Raw genomic sequence first — 26,385 nt, forward strand, 5'->3', positions numbered from 1 at the left:
GAGCTCGCCGAGCCGCTCTCCAGACTCCGGGAGAGCGCCGGAGTCGAGCCCGGTGCACAGGTATGCGGCCTGGCACTGGGCCACCCCTCAAGCTCAACACGTCCTCGCCACCGGAGATCTGGGACAGATCCTGCGGTTCCACCGCCACGTCCACGGCCTCAACCAGACCACACTCGGAGAAATACTCGGCTACGACAAGACCTACATATCAGCGCTGGAACTCGGGAAACGAACACTGGACGATCTGGGCTCGCGACGCCGGATCAGCGACCTCTTGCGTCTACCACCGCACGTCCTGGGCGTCACCGACCCGGCCGACACCGACCACAGATCCATGATCCAGTTCGGGGAGTCCGCCGTCCGCCTCGCCGAAATCGCCCGCCAGTCCGGCCACGCCTCGGAGGCCGTCGCCGAACTGTGGCCGCTGGTCGCGCGGCTGGAGTCACGTATCGAGGCCGGGCACACCGAGCGGGAGGTGCTGCACCTTCTAGCTCGCGCTCGCGCTGGGCTCGGTGTCGCGCTCGGCAACGTGCTGCCCGAAGAACGGCTCAGCACTGCGGCAAACTGGACGGCGAAGAGCCTGCATGTCGCGCTCTACTTCGAGGACCCCGGGTTCTCCTCTGAGGTACTACGTCTGCACGGCAACGAACTACGCAAGGCCGGGCTCCGCGGTGCCGCCGTCCACCGCCTCCAGCACGCCCTCGCGCTCGCACCTACGTCGGACGCCCGCGCTGCCGCCGTTCCGCTGCTCGCACGCGCCGCAGGCACCCTCGGTGACGCCAGCCTGTTTGACGCCACCATTCGGCAAGCCGATGACTTGCTGGACCGAGTAGACCACACCTCACTGTTCAACCCGTACGCGCTTCACGAAATCCGGTTACGGGGCCTGGCAGTGACAGGCCGCGCGGACAACGCCATCGGTCTCGCGGACGACCCGCCCTCCTGTACCACGACCGTGGCACCCCAATGGCATGTCATCGAGCAGATCACTGTGGCGGGGGTCCGCCTGCGGGCCGGCGACCACAACGGCGCTCGTGAATGCCTGGACATCGCTGTTCGCGAGGCGGTCACTCAGCGGCTGCCACATCAACTCCAGCGGATCACGCGAACTGCCGGTGGGCAATTGCCGGAAACCCGCGCAGACGCGGAACAGGCCCTTAGCCGACTACGCCAAGAGTTGGCTGCATAAACGATCAGAATCGCCCGCTTCTACCGCTGACGCCACGACTCGAGAATAGGGGATGTGGCTGGCTGGCCGCCCGCGCCGCGTCGCCCACCCGCCCGGGCCTGGATCGACGAAACGGACATCGACTCCAATTCAGTTGACTCAGGCAGCTGCCGAGATCTTCACAATGCTCGCGGCATGCTGTCAGCGAATTAACAACCTAGAGCACTATGGCGCTCAGTCGGTTGCCGCGTGACGTGGTCATCGTTTTGAATGCTGGCTGGAGAACCGAATAGTTGGGTTAGATTGGCCGTCAGAATATCTTCCAGGTTCTTGGCCGTTGAGAAATTCGGTGATTGGGGTTGGAAAATCGGACGCTGCTAGTTGGTGTTGGAGGCGGGCGGCGGAGATGGTGGTGCGGCGGAGGATTAGTCGTGCTTCTTCCGGGAGGGGATTAGAGAGGGAGGTTAGGTCTTGAATGGCTTGGCCGAGTGTGGTGATGGCTTGGTGGCCTCTAGCCTGTGCTGTGTTGTAGTGGGTTGAGAGTTGGCGGGCTGGTCGTGTGACGCGTGGTTGGTGGGTTGGGAACCTTTTCTGGCGGTTGAGGACGCTGATTGCGGCTGCGTCGTGGATGGCGGTGTGGTGGCTAGCGATGATGTTGCAGGCCTCGGTGGTTTTGAGGGTGATGGTGACGAGTTCCGCCGCGTGGGCGAGGTCAGGGACGAGTTTGTGGGGTGGTTTGAGGCAAGGCGAGGCACGGGGGCTTGGGGTCCAGACGGGGTCGGCGTGGAGGAGGCGACCGAACCGGACGATGAGGTCGCTTGCGTCGGTTGCGGGGCCGTTTGCGGGGTGGCCATAGTGGCCGACGTATTCGTCCCAATGTCGGCTAATGGTTTTCCACGCGCGGCCGGTCTGCTGTAAGTCCGCTTGCGCATGCTGGAATGCTGGCAGGTGGTCGGGGCTGTTCAGTTCGTTGAGGCGGTAGATCAGTTGCTGGACGGCCTTGTGATTGAGGTCGCAGATGATTGCGGCTGCCCGGGCGAGATAGCGCCATGTGGGGATCGAGGAGCTTGTTGTGGGGAGGCTTAGGCGGTGGATGCTGGCGTTAATGCCGGCCAGGGATTGATTCTTGTGTTCGTTGATCTCGGGTGGGATGCGGTCGGGTGTGTGATGGAGGGGGACCGCGGTGAGGGTGGGTGTCGTCTGGGTCTCGCTGTAGATGCGGGAGAGGATTGCGGCTTTCAGGAGTAGCGGGCCGGCTTGGTTGGCGGGGTCGTTGGTGCGGCGTGCAAGGTGGCCGATGGTGGCGGTGTGGGTGCTGAGTTGGTGTAGAAGGGAGCGCGCCGTGTTGGGTGCCGCGATGACCGTGGCGTTCGCCGAGGCGACCTGGTCGGTGGTGGGGAAGTGGGTGACCAGCAGGTCCAGTCCGCAGCCCAGGGCGATGGAGGTGGCGCGGAGTTTCTGGGCCAGGGCGGATCTTGGGGTTTCGGTGTGTGCGGGTGGGCCTAGGAGGTGTTCGGCTTGTCGGAGGAGGGCGCTGGCGCGGTGGGCGGCGTCCCGCACGCCGGTGCCATCCGGATGCGGGACGCTGAAGCCGTTGGCGAGCTGGTCGTAGTAGCGGACCAGGACATGGGTGAGACGTGCGAGTTCGGGTGGAATGGCGCGGCTTCGGATGTCGCGGTCGAGGCGTTTGGTGTGGAGTCTGCGTTCGAGGTCGGTGAGGTGTTCGGCGGCGAGGGCGGTCATCTCCCCGAATGTGGCCACGGCGGCTACCGGAGCGCGTCGCGGAGGCGTCCGGCGTGCAGGGCGGCCTGGAGGCAGGCCATCTTGTCGTCGGGGTCGTTGGCCAGTTCGGCGGCCCGGACGAGGCTCTGCGATATTTTCCGCGCGAGTTCGAACAGGGCGTCGGCGGTCGCGTTCACGGCGTCGTAGTCGGCGGGGACCGCCGCGTGCAGGGACGGGGCCTGGCGGAGCGCCTGGTGGGCCTGGATGGCTTCGCCTTCGGCCATGCCCCAGGCGATGAATCCGTCGGGTTCCTGAGAGGCGTGGGAAGTGATGACCCGTTCGGCGCGGGCGAGGTCGTTGAGTGCGCTGTTGAGGATCTCCGTGAACCAGCCTCGTCGGACGTCTTCGTGTTCGCGTTCGTGCGTCATCTCGGTGTCCTCTGGTTGAGCGGGTGGGTGTTGGGAGGCGTCGACCATGGCGGTCCGGGGCGGATCCGGGCGTCAGGACGATCGATGCCGAGGTGGTCGGTGCGAGGCCAGCATGGGAAGGCACCGAGTTCGTAGGCGGTCAGTGCGTGGATGGCGCGGTCGATGCGCCTGGTGGTGTGGGGCATGAGCGGCTACCTCAGCGCCGTGTGGACGTTCCCGGCGTGGTGGACAGCCCTCAGACACGCCACACGATCGCCGGGTTCGGTGGTCTTGGACGCGACGGTGAGGATGGCTTCGGCCACGACCATCACCAGGGCGGCGACGGAGTCGGCGAACTCTTGGATCTCGCGGTCGGGCATGGAGTGGTCTGGCCAGGCGAGGGTGGGCGCGTCGGCGAGCGCCCACCAGGCATCGGTCGCCTCGATGAGCGCTGTCTGGTGAGTGTCCCGGGGTGAGGTCTGGGCCAGGACGGTGGTGGCGCGTTCGATCAGCTCTATTCCCATGAAGGCGGCTGCAAGGAGTGCGGGGAGGGAGTCGGCGGTCCTGATCTGTCGGGTGACGTGGTCGAGAAAGTGCTTCAGTGGAGCCTCCGTGTGTCGACGTCCAGCCTTGGAAGGCAAGTGCTTTCTGCGAGTCCGGGTTATCGGTGACGGTTGTGGCGGCTGTCGGGCGGGACTGCTGGGCGCGACGTCGCTTGAGATTCGGGGTGATGCTCGGTCAGCTCTTTGTCGAGCGGTATGGGGAAATCCTGCGCTGCGATTTGGGCAGGGCTGAGCGGTTGGCTTGGTGCCTCGTTCTGGGGATTCGGGGCTGGCAGGTGTGATTCCACCTCGGCCAGCAACAGGTCGGAGACGTTGTACCTGTCCATGCCGTTCCAGGCGACCAATGCGTCGAGCAGTACGTGGCGATCGTTGAGGTCGTCTTGCCGTGGTTGGAGGCCGTCGATATCAGCTCGGCCAATCCGGGTCATGGTTTCGACGAGGGTCTCCTCGGCCTGGAGCGGGTTGTTGATGACGCCTTGGGCGGTGGGTGTGGCAGGGAAGGGCGGGGCTGATTCCAAGTCTGCGGCGATGATGGTGCGGCTGCGGGTCTCACCGAGGAAGCGGACGTGGTATTCGGTGGGTCCGTCGTGGGGGACCAGGAGTCCGGTGACGCTGCCTCGCGTCGGCTGGCCCAGCAGAATCGCCTCGTCCGCGGCCGGGCCGTCGAGTTGGACGGCCGAGCCGATCGCGAAGACGTCCGGGCTTTTCTGCTCGCTGAGGTAATAGCCGTGCGCCTGGGCGAAGATGTCGTTGAACTCCAGACCGCGGTGTTCGGCGTAGTGCATCAGGTCGATCAGCAGGTCGCCGAGGAGTTCACGAGCGTCGGTGTCGTTATTGCGGTGGTCGAGGTCGTCGGTTCCTTCGAAGAGGGTTTGGAAGGAGTCCAGGGCGGCGGCTCCGAACTCGGCGAATTCTTCGGCGCGGGCTTCGGCCATGCAGCCTCCATGTAGGTCGGTACTGGTTTAGGGGCGGTCATTGGCCGGGCTTGCGCTGCTTCGGCGGGTTGCCTGGCTTGGGCCTGGTGGTGCGCGGCAGTTCGTCGGATGGAACGGGGGCCGACGCTTGGGGAAATCCGGCGGCGGCCAACCGGGCCGCCGTTGCCGCCGGTCCGGGGCGTCCCTTCGGCGGTGTCTGAGCCGCGTCCATGATGCGGTCGTGAAGTTGACGCATGATCGCGTCGGGACGGCCGCCGGACCATCTCCCGAGCCTCATGGTCAGCTGGGCGAGGTCGGTGAGTGCCTGCTCGTCGGCGACGAGTCCGTTGTGGGCGGCGCGCTTGAGGCGGACGGCGATGTCGATGATCGTCGATTCGGCGTCCCGGGCGTGGGAGACGACCCCGGCCGTCCGGGTGTGCAGGGGGAGCAGCGAATCGGCCGGTTCCAGCTCAGACGCGGCGACGTGCAGAGTTCTATTGAGACCCGGGACCTGAACGGTGCACCGGGCCTCGCCGTCGGCTGAGGTGGCGAGTGCTGTGACAAAGCCGCGCCAGAGCGCGGACTGCCTGCGTCCGGTGGCGGTGCGCTGCCGGCGGGACTGCACCTCCGCACCGAGCCGGAGGTTGTAGCTCGGGTCGTGGTCGTGTCCGCCGCGGTCGAGTCGTTGCTGGTGAACCTCGATGAACGTGTCGTGGACGTCCAGCCCTCGACGATCGGCGTAGCGGGCGAGTTGCTCGACAAGAGATTCGATCAGCGGCTCGGCCACTGTGAGGTCGGCGCGGTGACTTCGGGTGTGGTCGGGCAGGAGTTGCAGCTGATAGGCGTCGAGTGCGGTGGCGACGGCCTCATCATGGTCGGGCATCGGTGTACCTCCGGATGGTCGGGCGGGAGCAGGAGTGGGGCGTGGTGGTCACATTCGGCGAGGACGTGAGTTGGAGTCCTTGAGCTGCGGAGGGCTGTGATGCCTCGGATCGGGCTGTTCACCGGCCAGGAGAGCTGCGATGTCGTTCGGGAATGCGGCGGCAGCGCGGCGTGCGGCAAAGGATCGGTCGTCCGGCGTGCGCTGTGCATCGTCGGCCAAATGACGCAGATGATGCAGTACCCGTTCTGGCTTGGTGCCTGACCACGTGGCAAGTGCGGTGGAGACATCGGCCAGGTCCGCCAGCACCTGCGGGTCAGCATCGCGCTCTTGTCGCGGCAGGCCTTTGATGAGTTCGATGACGGTGTCTTCAGCCTCTAGGGCGGAGAAGACGATTCCGCAGGTACGGGTAGGCCGGGGAACCATTCGGGTGGCCGGTTCTAGTTGCGATGCGCTGGTGTGCTGGGGGTCGATGACTCCAGGGATGCGTAGCACGCACTCGGCGTCTTGTCTGGGTCCGTCTGAGCTCAGCTGGGTGATGAAGCCCCGGTGGTGCTCGGTCTCGCGGTCACGGAGCTGGACCTCGGTATTGAGCCGGAAGCTGTAGCGAGGATTACTCAGGGCGCCGCCACGGTCGATCTGGGTTTGGACGAGGACGTCCAACAGGTCGGTCACGTCTAGGCGGTTGCCCTCGCCGTAGCGGATTAGGTCGGCGACCAAGGAATGCAGGAGGCCCTCGGCTTCGGCGCGGTCGGTTCGGTGGCCGTTGGTCAGGTCGCCCAAAAGATGCTGTTCGTAGGCGTCGAGTGCCAGCGCGGTGGCTTCGATGCGGTCAGGCATGAAGTGTCTCCCAGTTGCGGCGTGAGCTGCGGTGATTCGGTCTCAGGCGTCGGCCGGGACGGGAGCGTCCGGGCCGGGGCTGAGCCACCACGTGGGGACGGGGACGATGCGTGCTTCATGCGGGGTGAGGTGCTCGTTCTCGGTGCATTGGTAGAAGGGGCCGCGAGGTCCGAGTAGGACGGGGAGCTGGTGGTCGAGGTGGTCGCGGTACCACAGGGCCATGCCGGTGGCGCCCTGGAGTCGCATCGCCTCCCAGGAGAACCAGAGCGCTGTAAGGCGGGAGATGGCCTCGCCGTGGCGCCACCATTCGGCGCACCAGCGGAACTCGCCGCCGAGGGTGCGCCGGTACATCGGGACGAAGTGCTCGGTCACCCAGGCGGTGACATCCGGGTAGAGCGACTTGGGGCGCTCGCCGTCCGTCGCGGATGCATCAAGGTTGGGCATGAAGCCTCCAAGGCTGTTGGTGCGTGCATGGGAAGGCCCCTTTCTTGTCGACGTGAGCTAAGGAGTGGACGGGTCGTCTGGGCGGTTGTAGTGACGGCGGGCGGCGTCGGCGATGGCGACGTCGGCGGTCTTGATGGCCTGGTTGATGGACGCGGCGTGTGGCCCGGCATACCAGGGGCGAAGCCGGAGGAGGGCGGGCCTTGTGCCGGTGGCAAGCAGCAGCGCGGTGCCGGTGGGCAGGGCGCGAATGTCGGCGGCCTCGAGGATTTCCTGACGGCGCAGGGAGATCTGCTCGCTGGCGCGTCCCTCGGTGTAGGTGATGGAGCGGACGGGGACGTCATGCTGGCCAACGAGAGTGGCGAGGTCTCGGACGAGACGGGGTGAGTCGATGCCGGCGCCGATGAGTTTGCGGGTGGCGGCGCCCCACAGCGCGGCCATGCCCGGCTCGCCCCAGACGGTGACGCCCTGCTCGTAGCTCTGCAGGATGGTGACCGGGATGATGCCGCGAGAGCCGAGGTGGGAGTACAACTGCGGCAGGTCGGCGATTCGGCAGATGTTGGCGGCCTCGTCCAGCGCCACGATCAGGGGCGGGTCGAGGCGTCCGCCGGCTTGCTCGGCGCGGCGTTCGGCGGCGCGCATCGTGGTGTCGGTGAGCGCGGCGATCAGCGGTGCCGCAGCCGACAGCGACTTCGACAGCAGGTAGAGGGTGTCGCGGGAAGTGGCGAAGGCGTCGGGGTCGAAGACGGGCAAGTCGCGGTCGGGAGTGACCCAGGCGAGGATCTCCTGGTCGCGGAGGGCCTTAGCGGCGGTGCGGGCGGTCTGGTAGATCCCGTCGCGGGTCTCGACGGCGCCGTTCTGGGTTCCTTTGAGGGACGAGGCCATGAGCTGGAATCCAGCGTCCTGGAGGAGTTCGATCGGGGTGGGGACGGCGGGCTCGTCCAGCCATTGGGCTACGTGGTGAAGCGAGCGTCCGGACGTCGCGGCGGCCAGGAACAGGGCGCAGAGCAGGTCTTGGGCGGCGGGTCCCCAGAGGTCCTTCTTCTGGCCGTCGTCGACGGTAAGGACGAAGTGTCCGGCGAGGCGGTGGGCGTCTTCGACCGTGGAGAGCCCGGCGAGCGGGTTCCACCACCAGGACTGCGGCTGGTAGGTGATGTGCTGCGGATCGAACAGCCAGATCTGCCCGCCAGTGCGTTCGGCGCGGACGGCGGCGATCGCCGACCACAAATCGGCCTTGTTGCTGGTGGCGATCACCGGCCCGGGCGCCGAGAGGACGTGGGGAATTGACTGGGTGGTGGTCTTGCCCGAGCGGGGTGCCATGAACGCCACGACGGTGTCCTCGAATGAGGCGAACACCGTGGGACCGCTGCGGTCGCCGGGAAGCAGGATATCGCCCAGGACCAGGCCGATGTCCTCTGGTTCCAGCTCTTCGGGCGCTGCTTTAGCGAGGGAGCGCCGTAGCGCAGTGGCCTTGGTCGCGGTGGCGTTGGGTTGCAGCGCGGTGAGGGCAGGGTTGTCGGCGAGAGCCGCAACTGGATCCCCAGGCTGTGGAAAACGTTCGGCGATGCGTCGACAGAGCGTCCACAGAGTGCCCGCGAGGCCGATTGCCAGCAGCGCAAGGACAAAGACGACCAGTGGTGTGGGCGTGTCCGGCCACGTGACATTCGTCTGCCGTCTGGCGAGGGCCACTGCGAAATCGGTGCCGAAGGGCATGACGGTTCCACCGGCAATTACGGCGGCGGTCTTGGCTGCGGCCCATACGATCCACAGGCCAGCGATGGGCGTCCAGCAGGCGGCCAGCACCAGCCATCCGGCGCCCGCGTTCGAGTGCAGCAGAGATGCCCGCGGCCCGAGCGCCCGCGTCATGAGCTTGTCCCCCAGGTCGCTGCCGCCTGGCGCAGCCTTGCCGCCATCGGCGCCCCGGCCACCTCGCCGCCGAGTTGCCCGCCCGGATACTCGGCATCCGCATCGCGGTCACCGTCCGCCGGCAACACGCCTTCGTCGGCGGCTGGACCAACTGCGTCGCGGACATCAGCCGACGCAACTAAGGAGCCGTCTTGAACGATGCGATCCGACCTGAGCACCCCGTGGGGACTGCCGACGCCGCAGCACTGCGGGCACAGATGCGGCACGTCTACTGGATCGGTGGCGGGAGCGGTGCGGGCAAGTCGACCATCGCTCGTTGCATAGCCGCCCGGCACGAGCTGCGGCTCTACGCGACCGATGACGTGATGTCGGATCACGCCAGCCGGAGTAGACCCGAGGACAGCCCGCTCCTGAGCGAATTCAAAGCCATGGACATGGATGAGCGGTGGGTGCAGAGATCCCCGGAGACCATGCTTGAGACCTTCCACTGGTTCCAGGGCGAAGGCTTCAACCTGATCGTTGATGACCTTCTCCGTCTCCCGAAAGAACCCGGTGTCATCGCTGAAGGCTTTCGGCTGCTGCCATATCTGGTGAAGCCACTGGTCGCCGCGCCCCGCCAGGCCGTCTGGCTCCTGCCAACGCCCGACTTCCGCCGGGCAGCGCTCGACAGCAGGGGCTCGACGTGGGACATCGCAAGCAAGACCAGTGATCCAGACAGGGCCCTGCGCAACCTGCTCGAGCGCGATCGGTTGTTCACCGAACGCATCTACGAGCAAGCGACACTTCTTCAACTGCGCATCATCGAAGTCGACACCACGATCGCGGAGGAGGACCTGGCTGAGCGAGTGACGGCGGCGTTCGGACTGTGAATCGCGACGCCATATGGCCCCATCAACAGGCCTCGCTTTCGAATGATCGAGGCATCGACTGTCGACGGGGAGCCACGATCGAGCTATCCAGAACTGGCATTTAAGCGATTGCGATAGCCGAGACGGGACTGTCCGCCGGGCGACAACCTCATCAAGGACGCCGACCCGAACGACGACGGACGAGACGACGGTCTGCCGCCGCCACTGACGGCGTTCAACCAGGCCAGATGCCCTCACCACAAGGCAGCCTTGCGCGGGTTCGTCGCCGCAGGAGCTTCAGAACTCGTGAACCTGCTGGAGCTGGTCCGGATGGCCTGGTCGGTGTCGTAGAGGTCGACCTCCGCGCCGACGAGGCAGAGCTCGACCGGGATGCCGAGGCGTTCGCCGGTCTTGATCAAGTACTTGCCGCGTCCGGGGTGGCGGGCGCTGGCCTGCCAGGAGTCGGGTGCCGACCATGAGGTGACGAGTTGTTGCTCCGGCCCGGTGAGCGGGGTGATCTCGTGGACTCGGGCCAGTTCGCGCGGCGGGAGCCCGGCGAGGACGGTGATGGCCGACCGGTCGGCGAAGCCCTTGGCCTTGGCGCGATCTTCCTCGGTGGCCAGGGCGTCGAGGTCGGCCAGCGAATGAGTGATCATGATCGACGCCATGCCTTTGGCACGGTTGAGGCGGGTGAGGGCGTCGGCGTGCTCGACGAGGCCGGGAGCGCCGCGCAGGGCGCGCCACAGCTCGTCCATGACGCCGAGGTAGGAGCGGCGGGGGCCAGCGCCCAGGTCGGTGAGGGCCGTGGCGGCGTCGACCATGCCGAAGGCGTAGGCCCAGGTGCAGAGCATCGCGGCGGTCAGGAGCTTGTCGCCGGCGGCGCGGACGCGGGAGATGTCGACGCTGATCGCGGGCGCGTCTAGGTCGAGCGGACGGGTGGTGCGCGAGTCGAAGACACCAGCCAGAGAGCCGGAGATGAGCAGGTCGAGGGTGAAGACGAGGTCGCGGGTCTGCGCCCGGTAGGAGCCGCCGGTGTCGGTGCGGGTGGCTGAGCGCAGTTCGTCCGGGGCCGCTTCGAGAATGCGCAGGACGTCCACGATGGTCGGGTCCTGGTCGAGCCGTTCGTCGAGGAGGTCGATGGCGCGTCCGAGGACGACTTCCTCGGCGTTGGTGATGCGGGCTTCGCGGACGAGGGTCGCCAGCGCGAGCAATAGGGAGAGTCGCCGTGACCGCACTTCCCATCGCAGGGTCTCGGCGTCGGCTCCGGTCAGGCGTCGGCGTGCTTCGTCCAGGGGGCCGGCGTCGAGGGGGTTGATGCGGTCGAAGCCGCGTCCGACACGGATGACCTGGCCGCCCAGGTACTCCACCAGCCTGGTGTAGTCCGGTTTGGTGTCGCCGAGGATGATCGGGGTGGTGCCGGTGGCGACGGCTCCGGTGACCAGGCGTTTGACGAGCGTGGACTTGCCGGTGCCGGGCTGTCCGAGGACGAACATCCCGGGGTTGGTGACCAGCCCTTCGCGGAGCCATACGAGTGGGTCCAGGCAGACGACCTCGCCCCAGAGTTGGTGGCGTCCGACAGGGGTTCCGACGGTCGGTGTTCCTGAGCCGGCGGTGAAGGGGTAGAGGCCACAGACTTGGCTGGTGGTCGCCTGGTACTCGGGCGCGGCGGCGACGTGTGCGGCGCGTCCGGCGCCGGGGCCGTGCCAGCCCCACGGTGGAGCGAGCGGTTCGGACATGGCTTGTGCTTCGACATTGGGCAAGCGCTGTTCCTCCGGTTCAGTGGATCAGGCGATTGGACAGTTCCGGTGGGCAGATGCCGCACGGGAGCGTTGTGGCGAATCCGGCGGCCTGGCTTCCCCACAGGCGGCGCAGGCGGATCTTGGCCGAGTCGGCGGACGACTCGACGTGCGCGACGGCGCGGCGGAGCCGGTCGGGATCGGTGACGGTGACGGTCGCGTACATCGAGACCAGGCAGACTCCGGCGCCCATCGCCTCCTCGGCGGCGGCTTGGCGGGCGCGGGCGGAGTCCCAGCTGTCGCGGGCGGTTTCGTCGCGTCCGGTTCGACGGCGGAACTGGCTGCGGAACGCCGCCGCGTTCACCTCTTGTTGCAGGACGCGGCTCGCCGCGGCGGCGGGCATTGCGCGGTATTGGAGGGTGACGCGCTTGGGGAACGGGCCGGGAGCGACCAGCCGGGCGAGGACGTCCGAGCGCACGTTCTGGCGGGGTGGTTCATGCCATGCCCAGGTCACTGAGACTCCGCCGTCATGCTCGTAGCGGTCGGTGTACTCGGTCGCGGCGACCGGCCCCGCGTCGTCCCAGGACAAGACGTCCTCCCGGCCTGGACGGGTGAGCAGCCGGTTGACCTCGCCGCGGGCTTGCGGGTCGAACGCCGTCCGCACCGCGCCCGCAATCTCGGCGGCAGTGGCCCGTCCCAAGACAGAGACGCCGCAGCCACCGAGCCTGGATGCCAGCCCGTCCAGTGTGCGACCCAGTTCGGCGACCGCGTCGAACAGGTCCTTCGGGCTGATCGAGGACGCCTTGGGGTCGAAGGTGATCGAGACGCGGGTGTCGACGTCGGCGGCGGCAGCGGGCGCCGTCCGGACGAGCTCGCTCATGATCGTGCGCGCCGGAGCCGGTGCGGTCGGAACGACGGCCCGCTCGACGGTGTCGGCGAGTGTGGACCCAGGCTCGGGCGCCGTATCCACTGTCACCGTCACCCACCGGACCGCGGGCATGTGGCCGAGCGTGGCGAGCCAGCCGCCCCAGGATGCGACCCAGGTGTCGGCGTCACTGCGGTCGGCGAGCCAAGTCGAGGTGGGAACCACGCGCAGGGTGGCGGTGAGCAGGCCAGTGCGGCGATCCCACACGATCCCGTACCGGCCGCCGTACCCGTCCTCGGCACTGAGCAGCGTCAACGGCGCCAGGGCGCCCGGAAGCTGAAACGCACGCGGGTGGTCGATGACGACCCCGGCGCGATAGCGATTCTGACCGCGCAGCAGCCCCAATTGCCAGCGGCATCGCGCCAACACCAGCCGTGCCAGCGGAACGCCTCCGACCCGGACGAGCCCCAACCCGCCACCGGTGGCCGCAACCGGAAGAACGTAGATGAGCAAACGCGGAGCGACGGCGGTGACCAGAACGAGCAGCATCGCGGTGCCAAGGGCAACGAATGTTGAGGTGGTGTCCAGGCCGAGCAGACCGATGCCGTGCCGTCGGCGCCAGCCGCCGTAAGTACGAACCTCATCTCCCATCGCCGCCTCCTTCACCAACCGCACCGGTCGGGCCGCCGGCGCTCGGGCCGCCTGCCCCTCCAGTGGCGGCCCAGCGGATCGCCTCCTCGCCCTGCTGTCGTTCGTTCTTCGCCGTCCGGATGAGGGTGGGAGCAACCGATTCACCGCGGCCGCGATCGGGCGGTGCCCATCCGTGACCACCTGCGGTGCTCTGGCTCATCCCAGATTGGTCGGTGCCTGGCTGGCCAGCCCCTGATGGAGCACTCGGGTCGGAGGCGCGGTCTTCGACGGGTCCGGCCGTTGTCTGCCCGTCGTTCGTCTGCTCTGGTGAGGCGGGTGACTGACCCGGATTGCCGTCGCCTGGCGGGGCGACGTCCTGATCTCCGAGCTGCCGGTCGAGGTAGTCGGCGTGCTCGGCTGCAGAGCTGGACCCTCCGGATCCGGAGCCTCCGCTGCCGTAGGCGCGTAGCGCACCGAGCGCGGCCACACTCGCCATCACCGTGCCGAGGACACCACCGCCGCTGCTCGACTCGGTGCCACCGGTCGACCAGGTGAAGAACTTCAGCAGGACGGGGAACGCGATCAGGCTGATCAGCATCATTGCCAGACCCATCAGCAACGCGTGCAGGCCTTTGCCCTTCCCGAGCAGGATGAACGCCGTCGCATACACCGTTGCCGCAGTGGGTTTGTAGAAGCCCAGCGCGAGCATCCAGCCTGCGACGGTGCTGAACCATGGCTGCGTCGACTTGGTGATCGATCCTGAGGCCGCCAGCGGCAGAAGCCCGGCCAGGATCACCAGGGCCGCTCCCCGAAACAGCAGCAGGATCGCCTGGATAATGCCGATGATCAACGCGAGCAGGGAGAACAGGAGCACCAGCGCGCTCGGCGTGCCGGTCGGGGCCGTCACGATCGCGGTCATCCGCTTGGCGAAATCGCCTTGTGCTGAGGCATCCAGGACCCAGCCGCACCATTCGTCGCCCCACTGCAGCAGCAGATTCGGCACGACCGTGCCGATTGCGGTGACCGTCACCAGCACCACCAGGCCGCGGCCGGCGTCGATCAGCGGTACGGCCTTGCGGGACAACGCCATCCGTGCGGCGACGACCAGGAGCGCCATCACGGCCACAACGACCGTCAGCGGACGGATCAGCAACTGCAGGTACCCGACCGCCGGTTCACCCTCAAGATCAGGTGATGGCGTATTGACCCACCATGACGCGGTATTGGAGATGAACCATCCGACCGCCGATTGGAACGACTCGGCGGCCTCGTCCAGCACGTTCGCGCCGATCGCAGCCGGAATGTCGGGGAGGGAGGGAAGTGAAGGAAGGAATGGGTTACCGCCGTCGTCGTTGTCCACCGGCTGGACGCACGCCGGGTTGATCAGCGGTGAGCAGGGTTGGATCGGAAGCATCAACCACCCCCGCCGCGAAACCGGACGTAGCCGTCCGATGATTCGATCGGCGACGCCGCTCCGGCCCATGTCCCGCCCGGTGGGGCGACGACACGCCAGTCACCGTCCTGCCAACGCAGTTGGATCCGGGTCACCGCACGGGCGGTCACATCGCTGTCGCCCGGCCCGGCCGACACCAGGTCCAGGCTCGTCGCCTCCGGGGAGTAGCCCTGCCAGCGGAAGGCCTCCAGGACCACGTATCCGCGCCCGAGCGCGGCACCATCCGGCCGGTCGCCACGCTGCCGTCCGTAGGACTCGTTGGTCGAATCCTTAAGGGTTTCGGTGTCCGGGCCGATGACCTGCTCGCTGATGGTGGGCTCGAACACCTTCGACCCCCACTGGACGTTCGCCCGCACCGCGATGTGGATCGCGGCGAGCAGCGCGCCGCGCGGCGTCTGCGTGAATCCCGCCGCGAGATCATCGTCCGTCCGGCGTGGCCCGTCCTCAGCGGAATAGGGGAGCAGGACACCGTGGTAATCCCGCCACGACACACCAGCGAACGACACCGTTGGCGCGCTCGCCGACTGCCCGCTCGGCACGGACCTCCGGACGACGATCGGCCTGCTCTTCGGCTCGATCCTGAACACAGGTGGTGCGACGAGACCGATCAGGACACCTCCACTGATCACCCCGATAGCGACGACCCGCCTGCGGCTCCACCACGCGACGTCCTCACGGAGATCGCTCATTTGAAGAACACCCCGACGATCGGGGCCGCCGTCGCCGCCAGGCTCAACCCGCCCAGCACCCACGGGATGCCGGTCGCACCGTCGGCCGCGAAGGTGGAACGGTTCTTGCGACCAATGGCCATCTGGCCCGCGCAGATGAACAAGCCGGCGACGCCGCAGACCAGGACGCCCCACTTGCCCCACGACAGCAGCGTCTCCATCTTCTGATCCAGCCCGGGCGGTGGCACCGGAGGCGGATCGGGCACCTTCACGCCCGAACCTTCGCCATCCAACGGAGACAGCACCGCCATGACGAACGACCTCAGCACGCTCATCACCCGCCACCTGCCAGGCGCCGGAGCTCGTCCAAGGCCTGCCGCGCCCTGCCCGGCAGATCGACCTCGGCCGGGTCCTCGACCAGCCGGAACGCGCGGACATGCGGGACACGCACCGTGCCGCCCACCCGTCCTTCCAGCAGCGCGAACCGAGCCGTCGCGTCCCGCGACTCCGGGCCGCCGTCGCTGACGATTGCCAGCGCCGACACGCGCTCGTCCCAGGCACGCAGCGCCCCAATCGCCGCTGTCGCGTGCTTGGCCGCCATCGCCGTGTTCCGCACCGCCAGAACCACCGGACGGCCCTTGGCGCGCATCGGTGCGCGGTCCAGCTCCAGCAGCGGCTGAATCGATCCCATGTCCCACGCCGCGGGCAGCAGCGCGGCCAGTGTGGACGTCCCGGCGCCGCCGTGCGCGCCGACCACGACCGCGTCCAGAACCTCCCCCGCCCGATCGGCCGGGATCGTTCCGCTTTGTCGAAGACTCACCCAGTACCCCCTATTCATTGCTCTGGGTTGATGAGTGATCACCGTACGTGGCAGAATTATGGAGCGCAAGCATCGTCAAACAGTTTCTGAGAACGTCATCACGCCCAACAACATGCCTCGCAGCACTCATCGACCACACTTGAGAGGACGACATGACCACCCACCCAGGAGCCCCCGCGATGACCGAGACACCCGGCCGCGACCCCGACGTCCTCACCACCGCCGAACTCGCGACCAAACTCGGCCTGTCGCCCCAGACCGTCCGCCGGATGGCCAACGCCGGGCAGATCCCCGCCCTCAAGACCGGCAAGGACTTCCGCTACTCCTGGGAAGCGGTCCGCGAAGTGCTGCGGCAGCCCCACCGCGAACCGGGGGAAGCCGCCGATGACCCAACCGACCAGACACCCGCCCCGCAACCGAAGAAGGGTGCCGGCTACCGCGCCCAACGTCGCGCCCGCACCGGCGCCGAAGACTGACCCACCCCGGCGGCCCCGGCCCACCCGGTGAAGGCGGCTGCCGCATGCGCCGCCGCCCTGCTCCTCCCGCTGGCGCTCGTCCTCCTCCTGCTCACCCGCCCCAACCCAGTCGCGGCCACCGGCTCAGATCTAGCCGGCGCACCCACGGCCGAAGCCAAACGCGACATCCCACCCGCATACCTGCGCTGGTACCTGGACGCCGCGCAGACCTGCCCCGGCCTCCCCTGGAACGTCCTGGCCGCCATCGGAAAGGTTGAATCCGACCACGGCCGTTCCGCCGCGACCGGCGTCCACTCCGGCGAAAACCACGCCGGCGCTGGCGGCCCTATGCAGTTCCTCGCCGCCACCTGGGCCGTCTATGGCGTCGACGGCGACCACGACGGTCGCAAAGACCCCACAACCCCGCCGACGCCATCTACGGCGCAGCCCGCTACCTGTGCGCCAACAAGGCCGGCAAAGGCGGCAATCAACTCCGCCACGCGATCTGGCAGTACAACCACGCCGACTGGTACGTCCGCAAAGTCCTCGCCCAAGCCGCCCGCTACGCCACCCCCACCGCCACCGGACGAGGCGCCGCCGCTGTCCGCGCAGCCCTCCGCTGGCTCGGCACCCCGTACTCCTGGGGCGGCGGCGGACCCTCCGGCCCTACCTACGGCATCGCCCACGGAGCAGGCACCAAAGGCTTCGACTGCTCCGGCCTCACCCAATACGCCTGGGCCCGAGCCGGCGTCCGCCTACCCCGCGTCGCCGTCGCCCAATACAACACCGGCACCCACATCCCCCGCGCCCAACTTCAGCCCGGCGACCTGCTCTTCTTCGCCACCAACCCCGCAAACCCCGCGACCATCCACCACGTCGGCATCTACCACGGCCGCGGCCGCATGATCCACGCACCCCACACCGGCGACGTCGTCCGCATCTCCCAGTTCACCAACAACCCCTACCGCGAACGCCAATACGTCGGCGCCACTCGCCCCACACCACCCACCCAAGCCTGACCGGAGGCCCGCCCTTGCACCCACACCGCCAGGAAGCCATCTCCCTGACCAACGAACCAACCGTCAACCCGTCCCGCAGCCACCCAACCGGCAGACACGGCCACCCGCCACGAAAGCGCGCCTCAAAAGGGACAAAGACCCCACCGCCATGCGGACCTCTGCGCGCCTTCAGTTACGGCGGCGGTTGGCAATCAACCGCCGCACTCGTCCTGGCCGCCCAAGGCGAAATCGACTTCCGCCGCTTCCTGTTCGCCAACGTCGGTGACGACTCCGAACACCCCGGCACCCTCCGCTACATCCGCGAACACGCCGTACCCTTCGCCGCCGCGCACGACATCGAACTCCGCCAGCTCCACCGCACCCGCCGTGACGGCACCATCGAAACCCTCTACGGCCGCCTCATGCGCGAAGGCTCCCGCTCCATCCCCATCCCCGTCCGCATGAGCAACGGTGCCCCAGGCACCCGCTCCTGCACCGCTGACTTCAAAATCCGCGTCATCGGCCGCTGGCTCAAAGCCCACGGCGCCGGCCCGACCAATCCCGCCACCATCGCCATCGGCATCAGCGTCGACGAGATCCACCGTGCCAACGCCCGCCGCCACGAACCCTACGAACGCATCGTCTACCCGCTCCTCGACCTCGGCATCCGCCGCGCCGACTGCCCCCGCATCATCCGCTCCGCCGGCCTCCCCGTCCCACCCAAATCCGCTTGCTGGTTCTGCCCCTTCCACCGCCTCACCACCTGGCAAGACATGCGCCGTACCCAACCAGCCCTGTTCACCAAGGCCTGCCACCTCGAAGCCACCATCAACAAACGCCGAGCCCACCTCGGCAAAGACCCCGTCTACCTCACCCGCTACAACACCCCACTCGCGGACGCTGTCCCGACCGCAGACCCCCTCCCCTTCGAGGACGGCGAAGGCACCTGCGACACCGGCTGGTGCTTCACATGACGAGGGCGGGCATATCCGCGTCTCCAATACAGTTCTGAGGAAACCTCTTCCGCCGTTTCAAATGGGCTGGACCTGTGTGGACGGCGTGGGAGGACGAGGAAGGACGAGGAAGCGTCGCTGACGTCTTCGGCCCCGGGAGTTTCTTCGGAACCCCCTAGTGCGCACGCGAACCCTGGGGGTTCCGAAGGAGGTCTGGACCGGGTCGGCCGCGACGCTGTCCGCCGCGATGGCGGCGTGGCGCCCGCCTTCACCAGCGGGCGAGGATCGAAACGTCGACCAGTCCACGGAGGTGGACGACGAGCATCTCGGTGGCACCCGCCTTCACTGGCGAGTGAGGATTACAACGTCCAGGTCATCGGGGCGCTTGTCTGGTATCTGGTAGGGAGCGGGCGGTGTACGACTGGCGACGCTAATGCGTCGGTGAGTGGGGCCTCACCTTACTGGCTGGTGAGCATTGCGACGATGGATCCGATTATGGGACAGCTCGTTGTGATTTATTGGAAAACTTGCAGGCTGCGTTAGGTGGGTCGCAGGTGAGATAGCTCGATTAACGTTTGTTTCGGTGAAGTCAGGGCATTTTCTGGGACGAGCGTGAACAGGACACGTCATGTGTCTTAGACGCTCTTGGAAATGGCCTTGGCGGCGAAGGGAGATGGCCTGAACTTCTCCATTGCGGACGCGGAGGTTGTCATGGCGGGGATCGACAAGCGGATCGCTGTTCTTCTGTCCTGGAGCAGGACCGGGGATAGGAAGCGGCGTACGAGGCCGGCCAGGGATGCGTTCCTGGCCAGGTTCGAGCGGGAGGTCGATCCGGAAGGTGTGCTTCCGGCTGAAGAGCGGCGGGAGCGTGCCGAGTTGGCCAAGCGGGCCTACATGTTGCGGCTGGCCAAGCGGTCGGCCCAGGCGCGGAAGAAGGGCTGAACCAAGATAGGCCCCGGCGCTGGATGCGCCGGGGCTTTGTCATGGACGGGCTTTAGTCCTCCATAATTCGGTCGTAGGTGCGGCGGGCTCTGGTGCTGGCGGCGCTTCGGCCGTAGCGGCGAAGCATCTGGGGTGATGACCAGCCGTTGAGTTCCATGAGGTCGCCTTCTGCTCCGCCTTTGTCGAGCCAGGTGTGAGAGAAATGGTGGCGGAACTTGTGCGGGTGGACGGCCACGCCGCATTCCTCGCCGCGGCGGACGACCATCTGGTAGATGCCGTTGGCGGTCATGGGTGGGCGGTTGTTGGTGCCCAGCCAGAGGCGGCGGCTGGAGGCGTAGGTGTGCTTGCTGCGGATGCGGATGTAGCGGTCGATGGCGCGCGCCGAGGGATGGCCGAATCGGACGATGCGCTGCTTGTTTCCCTTCCCGGTGACGAGGAGTTCCCGACGCATGAGGTCGAGATCGCTGCGGTCGGCGTCCTCAGGGTCGTAGGTGATGCCGGCCAGTTCGGATAGACGCAGGCCGGTTGCCTTGAAGAGGGACAGGATGGCGAAGTCGCGGCGTTGGGTGAAGGCCTTGCCTTCACAGTGCTTGAGGAGCTTGGTGAGTTCCTCGTCGGTGAAGACGGGGACAACCCTCTCGCCGACGGCAGGCGGGCGGAGTTTGGCCATGGGGTTGGGCAGTTCTTCATCGGTGGACCACCACTTGAAGAACTGCTGCAAGGCTCGGTACTGGTTGTTGGCGTAGCTGTCGGAGTAGTGATTGAGGAGCCATACCGTCCAGGCGCGGACGTCGTCGGCGGTGACGTCTTCCCAGTCGGTGTGGGTCGTGCTGCGTCGAAGGTGCTCGGCCGCGAACCACTGCGCTGCTTCGGCGTAGGTGCGGACGGTCTTCGGTGACTTCCCCTCAGCGTTGAGGTGGAGGGTGAACGAGTTGATCGCGGGCTGGAAGGTACCTGCTCGGAGGTCCTTCGGGCGCCGCGTCCGGGCGGTACCCATCGGGAGATAGTTTTCCTCTGTTCAAGCGGTGTACACCGACGGTGATCAACCCGTTATCGGTGTTTCCGCTGGTCAGAGACCTAGGTGGGCAGGGGCGGGGTCGAACCGCCGACCTTCCGCTTTTCAGGCGGACGCTCGTACCGACTGAGCTACCTGCCCGGGACGTGCTGGTGCACGTCTGGGCGGTCCTGACGGGATTTGAACCCGCGGCCTCCACCTTGACAGGGTGGCGAGCACTCCTAGCTGCTCCACAGGACCTTGCTGCTCCGAGTGGTCTCGGAGGGTGTTTGACGCTTGGCGACGTCCGAGAGCATACGCGATGCCCGAGGTGGTCGCCAACTCGTTAACGGCGGGGTGGAGGGGGGAAGATCGTCACGGAGAGATACCGGGGCGATACCGGTTTGTGGGGTGTGTTTCGCGTTATGTGCCCGGGCTCCTAGTCTGTCCAGGTTGCGCAGCGGTGCGTGACCGGAGGGTGGCGCCGTTCCGGGAGGGGCGGCCCTAGATGTGAGGGAGGCCGCGTGGTCGACAAGCTCCCAGACCAGGGCGCGGAAGGGTATCAGCGAGGGCTCGGGACCCGGCAGATCCAGATGCTGGCGATCGGCGGGACGATCGGCACCGGGTTGTTCCTGGGCGCCGGGGAGAACATCGCCAAGGCCGGGCCGAGTCTGATCTTGACGTACGCCATCGCCGGGCTGGCGTTGTTCTTCGTCATGCGGGCGCTCGGCGAGCTGCTGACGTACCGGAGGACGGAGGGAGGGTTCGCCGGGTACGCCCGGGAGTTCCTCGGTCCGTTCTGGGGATATGCCACGACCTGGACGTACTGGATCATCTGGGTCACGACCGGCATGGCGGAGCTGACCGCGGCCGGGACGTACATACAGAAGTGGTGGCCCGAGGTCGAGCAGTGGCAGACGGCGCTGGTGGCGCTGGTGATCCTGTTCGTGGTGAACCTGATCTCGGTGAAGCTGTTCGGTGAGCTGGAGTTCTGGTTCGCCATGATCAAGGTCGCCGCGATCGTGATGATGATCATGGTGGGGCTCGGAGTGCTGATCTTCGGGTTCAGCGACGCCGGGGAGACGGCGGCGGTCGGGAACCTGTGGGAGCACGACGGTGTCTTCCCCGAGGGGGCCAGCGCGACGATCATGACGCTGCAGATGGTGATGTTCGCCTATCTGGGCGTCGAGCTGGTCGGGGTGACGGCGAGCGAGGCCAAGGATCCGGAGAAAAACATCCCGCGGGCGATCAACTCGCTGCCGCTGCGGTTCGCGCTGTTCTACCTCGGGTCGCTGCTGGTCATCCTGGCGGTGGTGCCGTGGACGGCGTTCAAGGGCGGCGCGAGCCCGTTCGTGCTGGCGTTCGACAAGATCGGCATTCCGGGCGGCGGGGACATCGTGAACTTCGTGGTGCTGACGGCGGCGCTGTCGTCCTGCAACGCGGGCGGGCTGTACTCGACGTCCCGGATGCTGCGGACGGCCGGTGTCAACGGCGACGGTCCGAAGCTGCTGTCGCGGCTGAACGGACGTGGTGTTCCCGTGCTGACCGTCGTGATCTCGGCGCTGGTGATGGGCATCGGCGTCGTGGTCAACGCGGTGGTGCCGGAGAAGGCGTTCGAGTACATCACGTCGGTGTCGACCGGTGGCGCGCTCGCGGTGTGGACGGTCATCGTCGTCTCGCACATGATCTACCGGCGGAAGGCGAAGGCCGGGGTGCTGGCGAAGTCGTCCTACCGGATGCCGTGGGCGCCGTACAGCAGCTGGGCGGTGCTGGCGTTCTTCGTGTTCGTCACGGTGACGATCGCGTGGGAGTCCGACACGCGGATCGCGCTGTACGTGATGGCGGTGTGGGCCGCGGTGGTCCTGATCGCGTGGCCGTTCGTGCGGCGCGCCTCGCAGGGCGCCGCGGGCGTGAAGGTCGCGGTCGAGACGGAGAGCACCAGCGCCTGAGTGACGGAACGTCCCGGCGGCCTGTGCCGCCGGGACGTTCCATGCCGTGGGATGATCCCCCCTGGGCGGTTCCATCCCTCCGGAGGCGCACGTGACCAGCATGCTTGAGATCCGTGTGCGCTGGGTCCTGCTCATGGTGGTCGGCGTCGCCAACGCGGTCGGCTCGTTGGTCGTGCTGCTGTTCGCCACGTTCGTGGTGCCGGACCCGCCACTGGACGACCGCGCCCACGCCCACTTGGTGAACGCGGTGGCGTTCTTCAGTTATCCGTTGGTCGCGGTGCCTGTGGCGTTGTTCTCGGGGTTGTCGCTTTGGCGGCCTGTGGTGAGCCTCGTCCGGGACGGGGGGACGCCCGATCGGCAGCAGCGGCGTGCGGTGCTCCTTGGTCCGCTGCGGTTGACGCTTCTCATCGGTGCGTTGTGGGTGGTCGGGGCACTGGGCTGGGCAGTGCTGGATCTTGCGCTGTTCACCGGGCGGCTGGCGGTGAAGACGGGTTTGACCTGTTTGCTGGGCGCGGCCACCACCTGCACGATCGTCTATCTGCTGTCGGAGCGGCTGCTACGTCCGGCGGCGGCGCTGGTGCTGGCGGCGGAGCGGCCCAGGAAGATCCGGCTGCCGGGGGTGACCACGCGGGTGATGCTCGCGTGGGCGCTGGGCACGGCGATCCCGGTGTTCGGGCTGATCTGCGTCGCCGTCGCCGCGCTGGCCGCGCCGGACATCAACGTCACGCAGCTCGCCGTCACGATCCTGGGGCTCGGTGGCGCCTCGCTGGTCGCGGGCGTCTATGTCACCTATATCGCGACACAGGCGATCGCTGATCCGATCCGGGCCGTCCGCAAGGGCATGGCGCAGGTGGAGCGGGGCGACCTCGGCGCGGAGGTCGACGTGTACGACGCGAGCGAGGTCGGGCAACTGCAGGCCGGGTTCAACCACATGGTGGCCGGGCTCCGCGAGCATGAGCGGCTGCGCGACCTGTTCGGACGGCACGTGGGCGAGGAGGTCGCCGACCTGGCGCTGGAGCGCGGCGACATCACGCTCGGCGGGGAGACCCGGGAGGTGGCCGTGCTGTTCGTCGACCTCACCGGGTCCACGCGGCTGGCGGACACGCGGAGCCCGGACGAGGTCGTCGAGCTGCTGAACCGGTTCTTCGGCGTCGTGGTGACGGTGGTCGCGGGGCACGGCGGCTGGATCAACAAGTTCGAGGGGGACGCGGCGCTCGCGATCTTCGGCGCACCGACCCAGCTGGAGGATTCGGCGGGCGGGGCGCTCGGCGCGGCCCGGGAGCTGGCGCGGCGGCTGCGCGCCGAGGTCCCGACGCTGGACGCGGGGATCGGCGTGTCCGCGGGCCCGGTCGTCGCCGGGTACATCGGCGCGGAGGAGCGGTTCGAGTACACGGTGATCGGCGACCCGGTGAACGAGGCGGCCCGGCTCAGTGATCTGGCGAAGGGGACGCGGGGGCGGGTGCTGGCGTCGGCGACCGTCCTTGAGCTGGCGCATCTCGCCGAGGCGGACGAATGGGACCTCGGACGGTCGGTGACGCTGCGCGGCAGGAGCCGTCCGACCCGGCTGGGGACGCCCCGTCAGGGGAAGCCCCGGCTTGGAACGCCCCGGTCGGTGGCGTTGCCGAGCTCGCCGGGTTCGCCGGGCGGGGAGTCCGATGTCGTTGAATCGGTGGGGGCGGCGCCCGCGGGCAGGGCGTTCATCCGGCGTGTCCGCTTTCCGCGGCCGCTGCGGCGGAGCCGGAGGCTGCTGCTCGGGGCGCTGATCCTGTCGAAGGCGGCGAAGGGCGGCGCGCGGACGGACGGCAAGCCCGACGAGCCGGAATCGGGCCGGGACGGCGCTGTCCATTTCTGATCAAAGGGCCGTGTCCGCGACGTGACGGACAGGCGACGATGCGTATCGTCCCTGGCTGTACACGGTCTGCTACCGGCTCGTAACTCCGGTGTCATCGGACGGCCCGAAGGTGGGAGCGACAGGCCCGGCTCGCCGTGGCCGCCATCACTCCCGAGGCTCCCAAGGCCAAGGCTTCCGAGGCTCCCAAGGCCAAGGCTTCCGAGGCTCCCAAGGCCAAGGCTCCAAGAGGTGAAGATGCACCGACGGAATCGTCTCGCGCTCATCGCCGTCACCACGTCGACGGCGGTCATCGTCCCGGTGACGTCCGCCGCCGCGGGCGCCGTCCCGGGCTCCTCTTCGCGGACGGGCTCCCTGGACCCCGGCTCGCGCGCCACCACCATTGCTGGGCCTGGTGCCGCTGCCTGGTCCGCCGCTGCCGGGCCTGGTGCCGCTGCCGTGGTTGGTGGCGCGGGGCTTCGGAGTGCGGCGCCTGGTGGTGATGTCACCAATGTCGCGCATCGTGGCGCGTCCGCCGACGCGCCGGAGAACACGCTCGCGGCGTTCAGGCTGGCCGTGTCCCAGCGGGCGGACGTGTTCGAGCTCGACGTCCAGGAGTCCAAGGACCACAAGCTCGTGATCATGCACGACACCACCCTCGGCCGGACGACGAACGCCGAGCAGCTGTACCCCGGCCGTGCGCCCTGGAAGGTCGCCGACTTCACCCTCGCCGAGATCAGGAAGCTGGACGCGGGATCCTGGTTCGGGAAGAAGTACAAGGGCGAACGCGTCCCGACGCTGGACCAGACGCTCAGCGCCATGCGCGGACGCGGCCTCGGGCTCCTGCTGGAGATCAAGAGCCCGAACCTCTACCCGGGCATCGAGAAGCGCGTCGGCGCGGCCCTGGAGCGGTCGCCGTCCTGGCTGCGGGACGACCCGGCGGAGCGGCGGCTCGCCGTCCAGTCGTTCGACTGGGAGTCGATGCGCCGCTTCCACTCGGTGCTGCCCAAGGTCCCGATCGGGCTGCTCGGCACCCCGAAGGCCGAGGACCTGCCCGAGCTGGCCTCCTACGCCGACCAGATCAACCCGACGTACCGCGACCTGACCGCGTCCTACGTCAAGAAGGTGCACGCGTCCCGCATGGACCTGCTCACCTGGACGGTCGACGACAGCGGCGACATGAAGAAGGCCGTCCAGCTCGGCGTGGACGGCGTCATCACCAACAAGCCGGCCGTGCTGCACCGCGTCCTGACCGAAACCGCCACCCGCTCCGCCGCCTGATCAGCCCGCCTGATCAGCCCGCCTGATCAGCCCGTCCGCTCTGCCGTCCGCTTCGTCGCCTGATCAGCCTGCTCGCTTCGCGGTCTGATCAGCCCGTCCGCTTCGCCGTCTGATCGGCCCGTCCGCTTCGCGGTCTGATTCGTCCGTTACGGCGAGTCGCTGCGGCCCTCAGGGGGGAGGTGGTCGCGGGCGCGGGTGATCAGGGCGCGGGCGGCCGGGCTGCGGGGGCCCTCGGTTCGCCAGGCGAGTGCGATCCGGCCGCTGAGCCGGGGACGGACGATCGGCAGCGCGCGCAGGTCGTCCGGCCGGGCGCGGGCGGCGGACTCGGGGAGGACGGCCACGCCGAGCCCGTGCGCGGCGAGTTGCGCGATCACGGGCGGCTCGCCGGCCTCGAACGCGACGCGCGGGCTGAGGCCGGAGTCGGCGCACGCCTCGTCCAGGACGGTCCGCAGCCCGGTGCCCTTCGGGAGGCAGATCAGGTCCTGGTCGGCGAGGGCGCGCAGCGTGATCGTGGACCGCTGGGCCAGCGGATGGCCGCGGCCGACGGCGGCGCAGAGGTCCTGCTCGATGACGACGCGCGTCGTGATGCCCTCGGGCGGTTCGGAGCCGAGGCTGAGGAACGCGAGGTCGACCCGTCCGTCCCGCAGTCCGCCGGCCAGGTCGGCGGCCTTCTCCTGGACGACCGTGATCTCCACGTTCGGGTGATCGCGATGGAAATCGGCGAGCATGCCCGGCAGGTCGAGGGACTGGATCCAGTCGATGGTGCCGATCGTGACACGCCCGCGGAGCAGGCCCGTCAGCTCGTCCACCGAGAGCCGCGCGCCCTCGACCGCCGCGAGCGCCGCCCGCGCGTAGGGCAGGACGGCCTCGCCGACCTCCGTCAGCCGGACGGTCCGTCCGGACCGGTCGAGCAGCGGCTGGCCGAGCTCCCGTTCCAGCTGCCTGATCTGGGCGCTCACGCCCGGCTGGGCGACGTGCAGCCGGGCCGCGGCCTTGGTGAAGCCGGCCTCTTCCGTCACCGCCACGAAGTACTCAAGCTGGCGCAGCTCCATAACCCGCGATGCTAACAGCGCGCCTGTCCAGCGCTGGGGCTTCTGATGAGGCCGCGGTGCGGACCACCATTTCTTTTGCCTCTCTTGGGCGCTGCGCTGCTGTTCAGAGGAC

Annotated in this window: 25 protein-coding genes and 2 tRNA genes; 9 read left to right on the forward strand and 18 right to left on the reverse strand. The window is 68.0% G+C overall.

What is annotated here, in order from left to right:
* Positions 1–52: 52 nt before the first annotated feature.
* The gene (locus ACH34T_RS27320; RefSeq protein WP_396023776.1) at positions 53–1,189 is read left to right on the forward strand and encodes a helix-turn-helix domain-containing protein; all 1,137 of its coding nucleotides are present in this window, start codon (positions 53–55) and stop codon (positions 1,187–1,189) included.
* 237 nt (positions 1,190–1,426) lie between these two features.
* Here ACH34T_RS27320 and ACH34T_RS27325 read toward each other — a convergent pair whose 3' ends face one another.
* From ACH34T_RS27325 to ACH34T_RS27360, 8 genes are all read right to left on the reverse strand, one after another.
* Positions 1,427–2,911 carry a hypothetical protein gene (locus ACH34T_RS27325; RefSeq protein ID WP_396023777.1) on the reverse strand — a complete coding sequence of 495 codons (1,485 nt, stop codon included), beginning with the start codon at positions 2,909–2,911 and terminating at the stop codon, positions 1,427–1,429.
* A 23-nt stretch (positions 2,912–2,934) separates the two neighbouring features.
* Positions 2,935–3,318: a hypothetical protein gene (locus ACH34T_RS27330; protein ID WP_396023778.1), complete on the reverse strand. Its 384-nt coding sequence runs from the start codon at positions 3,316–3,318 to the stop codon at positions 2,935–2,937.
* Positions 3,319–3,509: 191 nt separating this feature from the next.
* Positions 3,510–3,821 carry a hypothetical protein gene (locus ACH34T_RS27335; protein ID WP_396023779.1) on the reverse strand — a complete coding sequence of 104 codons (312 nt, stop codon included), beginning with the start codon at positions 3,819–3,821 and terminating at the stop codon, positions 3,510–3,512.
* A 137-nt stretch (positions 3,822–3,958) separates the two neighbouring features.
* Positions 3,959–4,795 carry a hypothetical protein gene (locus ACH34T_RS27340; RefSeq protein WP_396023780.1) on the reverse strand — a complete coding sequence of 279 codons (837 nt, stop codon included), beginning with the start codon at positions 4,793–4,795 and terminating at the stop codon, positions 3,959–3,961.
* 37 nt (positions 4,796–4,832) lie between these two features.
* A complete protein-coding gene (locus tag ACH34T_RS27345) occupies positions 4,833–5,657 on the reverse strand; it encodes a hypothetical protein (RefSeq protein WP_396023781.1) in 825 nt (274 codons plus the stop codon).
* A gap of 48 nt (positions 5,658–5,705) precedes the next feature.
* On the reverse strand, positions 5,706–6,494 hold the full coding sequence (locus tag ACH34T_RS27350) for a hypothetical protein (protein WP_396023782.1): 789 nt from the start codon (positions 6,492–6,494) through the stop codon (positions 5,706–5,708).
* Positions 6,495–6,536: 42 nt separating this feature from the next.
* Complete coding sequence (locus ACH34T_RS27355) at positions 6,537–6,938, reverse strand: DUF4913 domain-containing protein (RefSeq protein WP_396023783.1); 402 nt, start codon at positions 6,936–6,938, stop codon at positions 6,537–6,539.
* Between the two features lie 57 nt (positions 6,939–6,995).
* Positions 6,996–8,801 carry a type IV secretory system conjugative DNA transfer family protein gene (locus ACH34T_RS27360; protein ID WP_396023784.1) on the reverse strand — a complete coding sequence of 602 codons (1,806 nt, stop codon included), beginning with the start codon at positions 8,799–8,801 and terminating at the stop codon, positions 6,996–6,998.
* A 191-nt stretch (positions 8,802–8,992) separates the two neighbouring features.
* On the opposite strand from ACH34T_RS27360, the gene ACH34T_RS27365 reads away from it, so the two are divergent.
* On the forward strand, positions 8,993–9,670 hold the full coding sequence (locus ACH34T_RS27365) for a hypothetical protein (RefSeq protein WP_396023785.1): 678 nt from the start codon (positions 8,993–8,995) through the stop codon (positions 9,668–9,670).
* 233 nt (positions 9,671–9,903) lie between these two features.
* On the opposite strand, the gene ACH34T_RS27370 is transcribed toward ACH34T_RS27365, so the two are convergent.
* The 6 genes from ACH34T_RS27370 to ACH34T_RS27395 are packed head-to-tail and all read right to left on the reverse strand — an operon-like array spanning position 9,904 to position 15,821.
* Entirely contained in the window at positions 9,904–11,385 is a 1,482-nt protein-coding gene (locus ACH34T_RS27370) for a hypothetical protein (RefSeq protein ID WP_396023786.1), read from the reverse strand.
* A gap of 40 nt (positions 11,386–11,425) precedes the next feature.
* The gene (locus tag ACH34T_RS27375; protein WP_396023787.1) at positions 11,426–12,901 is read right to left on the reverse strand and encodes an SCO6880 family protein; all 1,476 of its coding nucleotides are present in this window, start codon (positions 12,899–12,901) and stop codon (positions 11,426–11,428) included.
* The gene (locus ACH34T_RS27380; protein ID WP_396023788.1) at positions 12,891–14,240 is read right to left on the reverse strand and encodes a hypothetical protein; all 1,350 of its coding nucleotides are present in this window, start codon (positions 14,238–14,240) and stop codon (positions 12,891–12,893) included. Before ACH34T_RS27380 ends, ACH34T_RS27375 begins: the two co-directional genes overlap by 11 nt.
* 53 nt (positions 14,241–14,293) lie before the next feature.
* Positions 14,294–15,022, reverse strand: a complete 729-nt coding sequence (locus tag ACH34T_RS27385) for a hypothetical protein (RefSeq protein ID WP_396023789.1) — start codon at positions 15,020–15,022, stop codon at positions 14,294–14,296.
* A complete protein-coding gene (locus ACH34T_RS27390) occupies positions 15,019–15,336 on the reverse strand; it encodes a hypothetical protein (protein WP_396023790.1) in 318 nt (105 codons plus the stop codon). The genes ACH34T_RS27385 and ACH34T_RS27390 overlap by 4 nt, the downstream gene beginning before the upstream one ends.
* Positions 15,336–15,821, reverse strand: coding sequence for a hypothetical protein (locus ACH34T_RS27395; RefSeq protein ID WP_396023791.1), 486 nt, complete (start codon positions 15,819–15,821; stop codon positions 15,336–15,338). Before ACH34T_RS27395 ends, ACH34T_RS27390 begins: the two co-directional genes overlap by 1 nt.
* A gap of 179 nt (positions 15,822–16,000) precedes the next feature.
* Between ACH34T_RS27395 and ACH34T_RS27400 the strand changes: the two genes are divergently transcribed.
* The 4 genes from ACH34T_RS27400 to ACH34T_RS27415 all read left to right on the forward strand — a co-directional run bounded on the left by ACH34T_RS27400 (position 16,001) and on the right by ACH34T_RS27415 (position 19,169).
* Positions 16,001–16,297, forward strand: a complete 297-nt coding sequence (locus ACH34T_RS27400; RefSeq protein ID WP_396023792.1) for a helix-turn-helix domain-containing protein — start codon at positions 16,001–16,003, stop codon at positions 16,295–16,297.
* Between the two features lie 482 nt (positions 16,298–16,779).
* Positions 16,780–17,295: a C40 family peptidase gene (locus tag ACH34T_RS27405; RefSeq protein ID WP_396023884.1), complete on the forward strand. Its 516-nt coding sequence runs from the start codon at positions 16,780–16,782 to the stop codon at positions 17,293–17,295.
* Between the two features lie 14 nt (positions 17,296–17,309).
* The gene (locus ACH34T_RS27410) at positions 17,310–18,248 is read left to right on the forward strand and encodes a phosphoadenosine phosphosulfate reductase (RefSeq protein ID WP_396023793.1); all 939 of its coding nucleotides are present in this window, start codon (positions 17,310–17,312) and stop codon (positions 18,246–18,248) included.
* A 630-nt stretch (positions 18,249–18,878) separates the two neighbouring features.
* Positions 18,879–19,169, forward strand: a complete 291-nt coding sequence (locus ACH34T_RS27415) for a hypothetical protein (RefSeq protein WP_396023794.1) — start codon at positions 18,879–18,881, stop codon at positions 19,167–19,169.
* 52 nt (positions 19,170–19,221) lie between these two features.
* Here the strand turns inward: ACH34T_RS27415 and ACH34T_RS27420 are convergent, their stop codons facing one another.
* The 3 genes from ACH34T_RS27420 to ACH34T_RS27430 form a co-directional block, all read right to left on the reverse strand.
* A complete protein-coding gene (locus tag ACH34T_RS27420; protein ID WP_396023795.1) occupies positions 19,222–20,166 on the reverse strand; it encodes a tyrosine-type recombinase/integrase in 945 nt (314 codons plus the stop codon).
* Positions 20,167–20,251: 85 nt separating this feature from the next.
* Positions 20,252–20,325: transfer RNA gene (locus tag ACH34T_RS27425), tRNA-Phe, on the reverse strand.
* A gap of 24 nt (positions 20,326–20,349) precedes the next feature.
* Positions 20,350–20,424: transfer RNA gene (locus ACH34T_RS27430), tRNA-Asp, on the reverse strand.
* A 263-nt stretch (positions 20,425–20,687) separates the two neighbouring features.
* Here ACH34T_RS27430 and ACH34T_RS27435 point away from each other — a divergent pair.
* From ACH34T_RS27435 to ACH34T_RS27445, 3 genes are all read left to right on the forward strand, one after another.
* On the forward strand, positions 20,688–22,112 hold the full coding sequence (locus tag ACH34T_RS27435; protein ID WP_396023796.1) for an amino acid permease: 1,425 nt from the start codon (positions 20,688–20,690) through the stop codon (positions 22,110–22,112).
* Positions 22,113–22,212: 100 nt separating this feature from the next.
* Positions 22,213–23,964, forward strand: coding sequence for an adenylate/guanylate cyclase domain-containing protein (locus tag ACH34T_RS27440; protein ID WP_396023885.1), 1,752 nt, complete (start codon positions 22,213–22,215; stop codon positions 23,962–23,964).
* Positions 23,965–24,198: 234 nt separating this feature from the next.
* Positions 24,199–25,221, forward strand: coding sequence for a glycerophosphodiester phosphodiesterase (locus tag ACH34T_RS27445; RefSeq protein ID WP_396023797.1), 1,023 nt, complete (start codon positions 24,199–24,201; stop codon positions 25,219–25,221).
* 146 nt (positions 25,222–25,367) lie between these two features.
* On the opposite strand, the gene ACH34T_RS27450 is transcribed toward ACH34T_RS27445, so the two are convergent.
* Positions 25,368–26,273 (reverse strand): LysR family transcriptional regulator, encoded by a 906-nt coding sequence (locus ACH34T_RS27450; RefSeq protein WP_396023798.1) that lies wholly within the window; start codon positions 26,271–26,273, stop codon positions 25,368–25,370.
* Between the last annotated feature and the right edge of the window lie 112 nt (positions 26,274–26,385).

It is taken from the genome of Actinomadura sp. 9N215, from assembly GCF_044326345.1.
Lineage (GTDB): Bacteria > Actinomycetota > Actinomycetes > Streptosporangiales > Streptosporangiaceae > Spirillospora.